The organism is Kitasatospora purpeofusca (genome assembly GCF_034043715.1).
Taxonomy (GTDB): domain Bacteria; phylum Actinomycetota; class Actinomycetes; order Streptomycetales; family Streptomycetaceae; genus Kitasatospora; species Kitasatospora purpeofusca_A.
Map to the genome: position 1 here is coordinate 76,879 of NZ_JAXCLC010000038.1, position 7,225 is coordinate 84,103.

A 7,225-nucleotide genomic window follows, 5' to 3' on the forward strand; every position below is an offset into this window, starting at 1 on the left:
AACGAGCGATACGCGCCGGGCGCACCCTCGTACGACGTCCCGCTCGCCCTGCACGCTGGGGGCCGACTGCGCCCCGCCGCCGGGGCCGTCGCTTCCCGTACGGCGCCGGGCCCGACCGCCCGTCCGGCCCTCCTCCGAGGTGGTGCGTCCCATGGTCCCTTCGCTTCTGCTCGTTCCCCTGCTCGCCGTCGCCGGGGGAGGGGTCTGGTTGGCCCGCGGCGCGCTGGTGCGCTGGCGGGACCTACGGGTCGCCGAGACGTACGAACTGAGCGGGGACCAGTGGCCGATGCGGGTGCGGGCGGCCGGGGCGTTGGTCTGCGGGATCTGCGTCACCGTGCTGACGCTGCTGACGGCACTGGGTGGGTTCGGGCACCTCGACGGCGGGGCCGCCGGGCGGACCGGTTCGGCCGCCGACCGGTTCGAGGGGAGCGGGTCCGGCAACGGGTCCGGCAACGGGTTCGGCGGCGCGGCTGACGGGCCGGGCGCAGGCCGACCCGCCGCCCCGCCGGCGGAGGCCGTCGACGCCGCGAACACCACCACCTCCGCGACCGCACCGACGCCCTCCCCGCTGCCGGTGGTCAGCCGGTTCGACAGCGTCGGCCACCCGGGCGGCGGCGAACTGCTCCAGTCCGCCGTCCCCGGCCCCGACGGCCACCCGCGCAACGTCCGGGTCTGGCTGCCCGCCCAGTACGCGAAGGACCCGAACGCCCGCTTCCCGGTCGTCGTGATGCACGCCGCCACCCCCCGGAAGACCGCGGACACCGAGGTCCCGGACGTCTTCGACGGCCTCGCCTCCGCCGTGCAGAGCGCCAAGTCCAAGCCGTTCATCCTGGTCGCCCCCGAGGCGCCGAACGGCACCGCGCACCCCTGCGAGCTGGTCGCCGCCGCCCCGATGGCCGTCGCCGACGACGCGGCGCTGCGCACCACGATCGCGGCCACCTTCCGCACCCTGCCGCCCGGCCCGGCGGCCTGGGGCACGCTCGGGGTCGGGGACGGCGCGCCCTGCGCGGCCGCGGCCGGGCTCGCCCGCCCCGACCTGTACGGCGCGGCGGCAGCCGTCTCCGGCCGGTACGACCCCGCCGCGCTCGCCCGGGCCGGCGCCGAGGCGCCCGCCGTCGGGACCCCGAGGCTGCTGCTCGCCGCCGGGAAGGCCGACACCGCCGGGCTGGACGCCGCCCGCAAGCTCCAGTCGGCCCTGCACGGCGGCACCGGCGCCGCCGCCCGCGCCGAGGTGCGGATCTCCGACAACGCGACCGACTACTCGGCGGACCGGGTCCGGCTGCGGTTGGTCCGGCAGGCGGCCCAGTACCTCGGCGAGACGCTCGGCAAGGCGTCCTGAGCGGGCCAGGCGCGGGCACTACGCTTCCGGTGACCCCGGGTGGCGGCGCGGCTTCCGGCGGGCTTGGACGGCTGAGGGGATCCCAGATGCGGGCCGACGGGCGGCAGGACACGTCATCGCGGGCTCGGGCGCGCGAGCGCCGTACCGGTGCCGCCGTCGCGGTGGCACTGGTGGCGGCGGCCGGTCTGGTGGCGGGCGGCTGCTCGGCCGGTGGGTCGCCCTCCGGCGCCGTTCCTTCCGGTGCTGTGCCCTCCGGCGCCGTGCCCTCCGGGACCGTGTCCTCGCCCGCCGCCCCGGCGGGCCTCGCCGGGCCGGCCGGGGGCGCGTCGTCCGTCACGCCGCTGGAGCCGCTGCCCGCCGCCGTGCCGCCCGCGCTCGCCTCCTACTACGCGCAGCGGCTCGACTGGACACCCTGCGACGACGGCTACGAGTGCACCAGCTTCCGGGTGCCGCTGGACTACGACCGCCCCGCCGACGGCGACCTCACCCTGGCCGCCGTCCGCGCCCCCGCCGTCCCCACCGTCCCCGCCGCACCGGCCGGGACCGGGGGCACGGCCGCCCCCGGCGAGCGGCTCGGCTCGCTGCTGCTCAACCCGGGCGGCCCCGGCGGCTCGGCCGTCGAGTACGTCGAGGGGGTGGCCCGCGGCTACGACGCCGGGGTCCGCGCCCGCTACGACCTGGTCGGCCTCGACCCGCGCGGGGTCGGCCGCAGTTCGCCCGTCACCTGCCTCGGCGGCGAGCGGATGGACGCCTACACCGCCGCCGACATCACCCCCGACGACCAGTCCGAGGTCGACGCCCTGGTGGCCGCCGCCAAGGAGTTCGCCGAGGGCTGCCGGCAGCGGTCCGGCGACCGGCTCGGCCACCTGAGCACCGTCGAGGCCGCCCGCGACCTCGACGTGCTGCGCGCGCTGCTCGGCGACGAACGGCTCCACTACGTCGGCAAGTCCTACGGCACCTTCCTCGGCGCCACCTACGCGGGCCTCTTCCCCGGCCGCACCGGCCGGATGGTGCTCGACGGCGCGATGGACCCCTCGCTCGACTCCCTCGCCGGCAACCGCACCCAGGCGGGCGGCTTCGAGACCGCCTGGGCGGCCTTCGCCCGGGACTGCGCCGAACGCGCGGACTGCCCGCTCGGCCGGACCGAGCAGCAGGCCGGTGAGCAGCTCGCCGCCCTGTTCGCCGCGGTCGACGCCCACCCGCTGACGACCACCGACGGCGCCCGGCGGCTCAGCGAGGCGCAGGCGACCACCGGCGTCATCCAGGCCATGTACGCGGACTTCCTCTGGCCCCGGCTGCGCACCGCGCTCGCCGGGGCCGCGGCGGGCGACGGTACCGGCCTGCTCAAGCTCTCCGACGCCTACTACGGACGGGAGGCGGACGGCTCGTACCCCAACCTGATGTTCGCCAACATGGCGGTGAACTGCCTCGACCTGCCCGCGCCGTTCGCCGGCCCGGACGACGCCGCCCGCGCGGTGCCGGACTTCGAGCGGACCTCGCCGAGGTTCGGCCGCGACATGGCCTGGATGGCGCTGACCTGCACCTACTGGCCGGTCCGGCCGACCGGCACACCGCACACCGTCCGGGCCGCCGGGGCCGCCCCGATCGTGGTCGTCGGCACCACCCGGGATCCGGCCACCCCCTACGCGTGGGCGCAGGCGCTGGCCGGACAGCTGGAGTCCGGACGGCTGCTGACCTACGACGGCGACGGCCACACCGCGTACGGCCGGCACGACACCTGCCTCGACGGCGCGGTCAACCGCTTCCTGCTGGGCGGCGAGCCGCCGGAGAACGGCAAGTCCTGTGGGCCGTGAGGGAACGCCCGTTACGATGAGCGCCCCCTCCCCTCCTCGTCCCTCCCGGAGCCCACCGTGCTCGGAGTCAACGACCTGACGACGTACGTCCTCGGCGCCCTCGTCATCGTCCTCCTCCCCGGCCCCAACTCCCTCTACGTGCTCTCGGTCGCCGCCCGCAAGGGCGTCCGCACCGGGTACCGGGCCGCGGCCGGCGTCTTCGCCGGCGACTTCACCCTCATCAGCCTGACCTCGCTCGGCGCCGCCTCTCTGCTGAAGGCCAACCCGGCCGTCTTCGCCGTGGTGAAGTTCGGCGGCGCCGCCTATCTGCTCTGGATAGGCGTCGGCATGCTGCGCGCCGCCCGCGGCCTGTGGCGCGAGCACCGGCCCCCCGACGAGGCGGCCGACGGCGCTGCCGAGGCCCCCGGGTCCACCGAGCGCCCGTTCCGCCGCGCCCTGGTGATCAGCCTGCTGAACCCCAAGGCGATTTTGTTCCTGCTCTCGTTCTTCACCCAGTTCGTCGACCCCTCCTACGGCAGCCCGGTGCTCTCCTTCACCCTCCTCGGCGGGATCCTGCAGGGCTTCAGCGTCCTCTACCTCTCCGTGCTGATCTTCGCGGGCACCTCGCTCGCCACCGCCTTCCGCCGTCGCAAGCGCCTCTCCGCCACCCTGACCGGCAGCGTCGCCGCCCTCTTCGCCGGCTTCGCCGCCAAACTCGCCGTCTCCTCCGCCTGACCCCGGCCACTCCCCACCGCGTTACGGATCACCCGCGAACCTGTGTAGACTGACCCGCGTTGCCGACGCTTCGGCAGCGGTGCCGCCTTAGCTCAGTTGGCCAGAGCAACGCACTCGTAATGCGTAGGTCTCGGGTTCGAATCCCGAAGGCGGCTCTGTAGAACCCCCAGGACTCACTCGCCGTGACCTGGGGGTTTTGCGTTTACTGCACCCGTCGGCGCCGCCGGGCGCGGGCCGCCCGCGTGTTCCCCGTCTCAGTTCTGGGCCTGAGCGGGGGAGACCCCGAGGAGACCCGGTCGGAGCAGGTCGAGGACGTGGGTCCAGTTGTACTTGTCGCGGCCCCCGCCGGACTTGGGCTTGTGAGGGACGTAGTCACCGAGCAGGACGCCCATCGACCGGAGCCGGGCGAGGCTCTCCCCGTACGCGGGGTGGGCAGCCTGGGCGGAGTTGACATAGGGCTGGACGGCGACGGGGATGCCGAGGCCGTACGCCTCGCAGAGGATGCCGAGCGCGAGGGTGTCGGAGATGCCGGCGGCCCACTTGTTGATGGTGTTGAAGGTGGCCGGGGCGACGGCGATCGCGTCGGCCGGGGGCAGCGGCTGGGGGATGCTCGGCGTGCGCCAGGCGGAGCGGATCGAGTAGCTGGTCTGGGCTTCGACGGCTTCCTGGTCTATGAATCCGAGTCCGTTCGGGGTCGCAATCACGCCGACCCCCCAGCCCTCGGCATGGGCAGCGGTGATCAGTTCGCCCACTCCGTCGGCGATGCCCGACGCGCAGACGACGACGTAGAGGAACGGCTCGCGGTGCTCGGTCAAACCTGGACTCCCAACTCCTGGCAGAAACGGCGAAGCTCCGGGACGGCGCCGCGCCGGTCGCGAGCGGCCATGTCACTGGCCAGCTCGAGCACGCTGGGCCGTCGGCGGATGTCCTCCGAGGCACAGCTCTCCGCGATCCTGAGCGCTTTGTATCCCTCGGCCAGTCTGCCCTGCTGGCTGTAGGCCCGTGCAGTCTCCACCCACAGTGCCGCCCGGCGCTCGGGGACCGGGATACGCCTGCGCATCAGGGGCTGGGCGGCCTCCAGTGCCGTTCCCGCGTCGCCGAGGATGACCGAGGCGCTCACCGAGTGGAGCGCGACGTTGGTCGGACTGAAGTTCGCCCACGCTTCGGGGCCGTCGAGGTCGACGTAGCGCGCGACCTCCTGAGCCTCGGCGAGAAACTCGGCGGTGGTGGCACGGTCGCCGCCAGCGCTCGCCGCCGTAACGCCGCGAAGGAGCATGAGCCCCAGTGCGGCGAGGTACTCAGGCGTGCGCAGGTCGTAGCTACCGGAGAGCTGGTCGGCGGTGTGCCGGATGAGGGTGACGGCTGGCGCGGTGTGCCGGTCGCGCGCGAGAACGTGCGCCTGGACGCGGACGCTGGAGGCCATCACCACGGGGTCGGCGCTCCGCTCGGCCTCGGCCATGGCACGGCCGACCGCGAGCCAGGCGTTGCCGTGGTCGCCGAGCTTGAGTAACAGGCTCACCGCGGTCTGGTATGCCGTCGCGAGGAGCCCGGACAGGGCTTGATCGCCGCCGTGGGCGGCGTCCTGGGCCTGGCGAAGGTCGGCGATCAGCGACGGCAACGCGCCTTCGAGCTCGGCGTACCGGCAGGTGTAGAAGAGCCTCCGGGCCTGGGAGAGCCGGGCCGCGAGTGCGGCCTGCGGTTGTGGCGCGTGCTCGGCCGGAAGGGGGCCAGGCAGCAGTGCCTGGACCAGCTCTATCCCCACACGGGGACGGGGCGTCGGGGTCGCGAGCGCGGCGACGCTCGCGGCCAGAAAGTTACGACGGTGCATGTTGTCCGTCCTGCTGTCCGCACTGGTATGGGAGGACAGGCCGAGGCTTCCCAGCGGGATGTCGAGCACAGCTGCGACAGCGCGCAGGACGTCGATGTCCTGCGTTCCCTTGCCGCTTTCCAACCGGCTGATCTTCGACTGGTGGTAGCCCAGTTCGGTGGCCACGTCCGTCTGAGACCGGCCGCTCAACACTCGTGCGCGGCGGATCACCTCTCCGATCCCACCCGCAGCGGAGTGTCCTTTGGCCGTCCGCGACATGGCTTCTCCTGCCAATGCTGATCCTGCCCTGGCGAGCCGAGCGTAGCTGCACCAGAACAACCCGTCATGCACGATCTGCATGGATCATGCACGCGGAGCCCATGCCCTAACCGTGGTGCATCGAGATGGAGTTGTCTGGTCGTCAGCAGCTCGACCACCCTCGCAGCTTGCGGTTCCCCGCTCCCGCATGACCGAGGCCCATCTGCGGTCTCTCGCATGCGCGGCTCTACCCAGTGGCTAAGGAGAAGCGCCGATGACCCTCCGCTCGGACGCACAGAGAGGTGGCGCCATGCAACAGCGGGACGCGGATGCGGTGACCGCGCCTCTCGCTTTGGAGGACGGTCGGGCGTCGAACACAACCGCGATCCCCTCAGATCGCGCCGCTGAGCGTCGCGAGCGCCTCGCCACCGCCAGCACCCACGCCCGAGAGATCCTCGACCGCCACCAGTTCGAGAGCGGCCGGTGCAGCGACGGCTGCGGCCCCTGGCCGTGCAACAGCGTTGTCGACGCGGTCCAAGCCTGCGATGGTGACCAGTGATCGCCTCCACTCACGCTCGACGTATCTCGCTCATCGGCACCAAGCGCGACCACGTCCCGCCGGCCCGGGAAGCCGTCGTCCGAGTCGCCCGCTCGTGGGGGATCGACCCGACCTCGCTGCGCGACATCGCGCTGGTCGCCGACGAACTGCTTGCCAACGCGGTCATTCACGCGCCAGGAAGACTGCTGGTCGGCATCTACCTCTCCCCGGCCGGCGACCGTGTGGTGGTCGAGGTCTACGACCCGTCGCGCCGGATGCCCACCGGGGCCGCCAACTTCGGCAACGACGAACTGACTACCGGTCGAGGCATGTTGCTGATCGAGGGTCTGTCGGAGACCTGGGGTGCGGAGCCGACGACCCATGGCAAGAAGGTCTGGGCCGAACTGGCGGTGCCCGCTGTCGCGGTACCCGAGCACCCTCGTTCGACCCGAAGGGCGGCGCTCATCGCCAGCCTCGTCCGCACCGACCGTCCCAGGCCCCGTCCCCACGCGCCCGCCTGGCCAAGCGCTCGCGCGTACAGGTGGTTCTCGCAGCACCGCTCGCCGCGTGCCCAACGACTCCGCCCGTACCGATACAGGCACACCGGCCGGGCGGTGACGGGGCCGGTCGCCCTTTCTCCCGAGGGCGGCCGGCCCAACCCCAAGCAAACTGCCCGACACAGCCGTATCTGCTCCACGCCAACTCGGCGCCACGGAAGGATGGATGGATGAGCAACTGGGAGTTCATGAAGGACA

7 protein-coding genes and 1 tRNA gene are annotated in these 7,225 nt (G+C 73.2%); 5 read left to right on the forward strand and 3 right to left on the reverse strand.

Annotated elements, in window-relative coordinates:
- Positions 1 to 151 precede the first annotated feature (151 nt).
- From SM793_RS20700 to SM793_RS20715, 4 genes are all read left to right on the forward strand, one after another.
- Positions 152 to 1,339: a hypothetical protein gene (locus SM793_RS20700; RefSeq protein WP_320439712.1), complete on the forward strand. Its 1,188-nt coding sequence runs from the start codon at positions 152 to 154 to the stop codon at positions 1,337 to 1,339.
- An 86-nt stretch (positions 1,340 to 1,425) separates the two neighbouring features.
- Complete coding sequence (locus SM793_RS20705) at positions 1,426 to 3,153, forward strand: alpha/beta hydrolase (protein ID WP_320439713.1); 1,728 nt, start codon at positions 1,426 to 1,428, stop codon at positions 3,151 to 3,153.
- 57 nt (positions 3,154 to 3,210) lie between these two features.
- Entirely contained in the window at positions 3,211 to 3,867 is a 657-nt protein-coding gene (gene leuE / locus SM793_RS20710) for a leucine efflux protein LeuE (protein WP_320439714.1), read from the forward strand.
- An 81-nt stretch (positions 3,868 to 3,948) separates the two neighbouring features.
- Positions 3,949 to 4,022: transfer RNA gene (locus tag SM793_RS20715), tRNA-Thr, on the forward strand.
- Positions 4,023 to 4,121: 99 nt separating this feature from the next.
- On the opposite strand, the gene SM793_RS20720 is transcribed toward SM793_RS20715, so the two are convergent.
- From SM793_RS20720 to SM793_RS20730, 3 genes are all read right to left on the reverse strand, one after another.
- A complete protein-coding gene (locus SM793_RS20720) occupies positions 4,122 to 4,682 on the reverse strand; it encodes a flavoprotein (RefSeq protein WP_320439715.1) in 561 nt (186 codons plus the stop codon).
- Positions 4,679 to 5,953: a helix-turn-helix transcriptional regulator gene (locus SM793_RS20725; protein ID WP_320439722.1), complete on the reverse strand. Its 1,275-nt coding sequence runs from the start codon at positions 5,951 to 5,953 to the stop codon at positions 4,679 to 4,681. The genes SM793_RS20720 and SM793_RS20725 overlap by 4 nt, the downstream gene beginning before the upstream one ends.
- 370 nt (positions 5,954 to 6,323) lie before the next feature.
- Positions 6,324 to 6,470 (reverse strand): hypothetical protein, encoded by a 147-nt coding sequence (locus tag SM793_RS20730; protein ID WP_320439716.1) that lies wholly within the window; start codon positions 6,468 to 6,470, stop codon positions 6,324 to 6,326.
- Between the two features lie 17 nt (positions 6,471 to 6,487).
- On the opposite strand from SM793_RS20730, the gene SM793_RS20735 reads away from it, so the two are divergent.
- Entirely contained in the window at positions 6,488 to 7,201 is a 714-nt protein-coding gene (locus tag SM793_RS20735) for an ATP-binding protein (RefSeq protein ID WP_320439717.1), read from the forward strand.
- Positions 7,202 to 7,225: the final 24 nt, after the last annotated feature.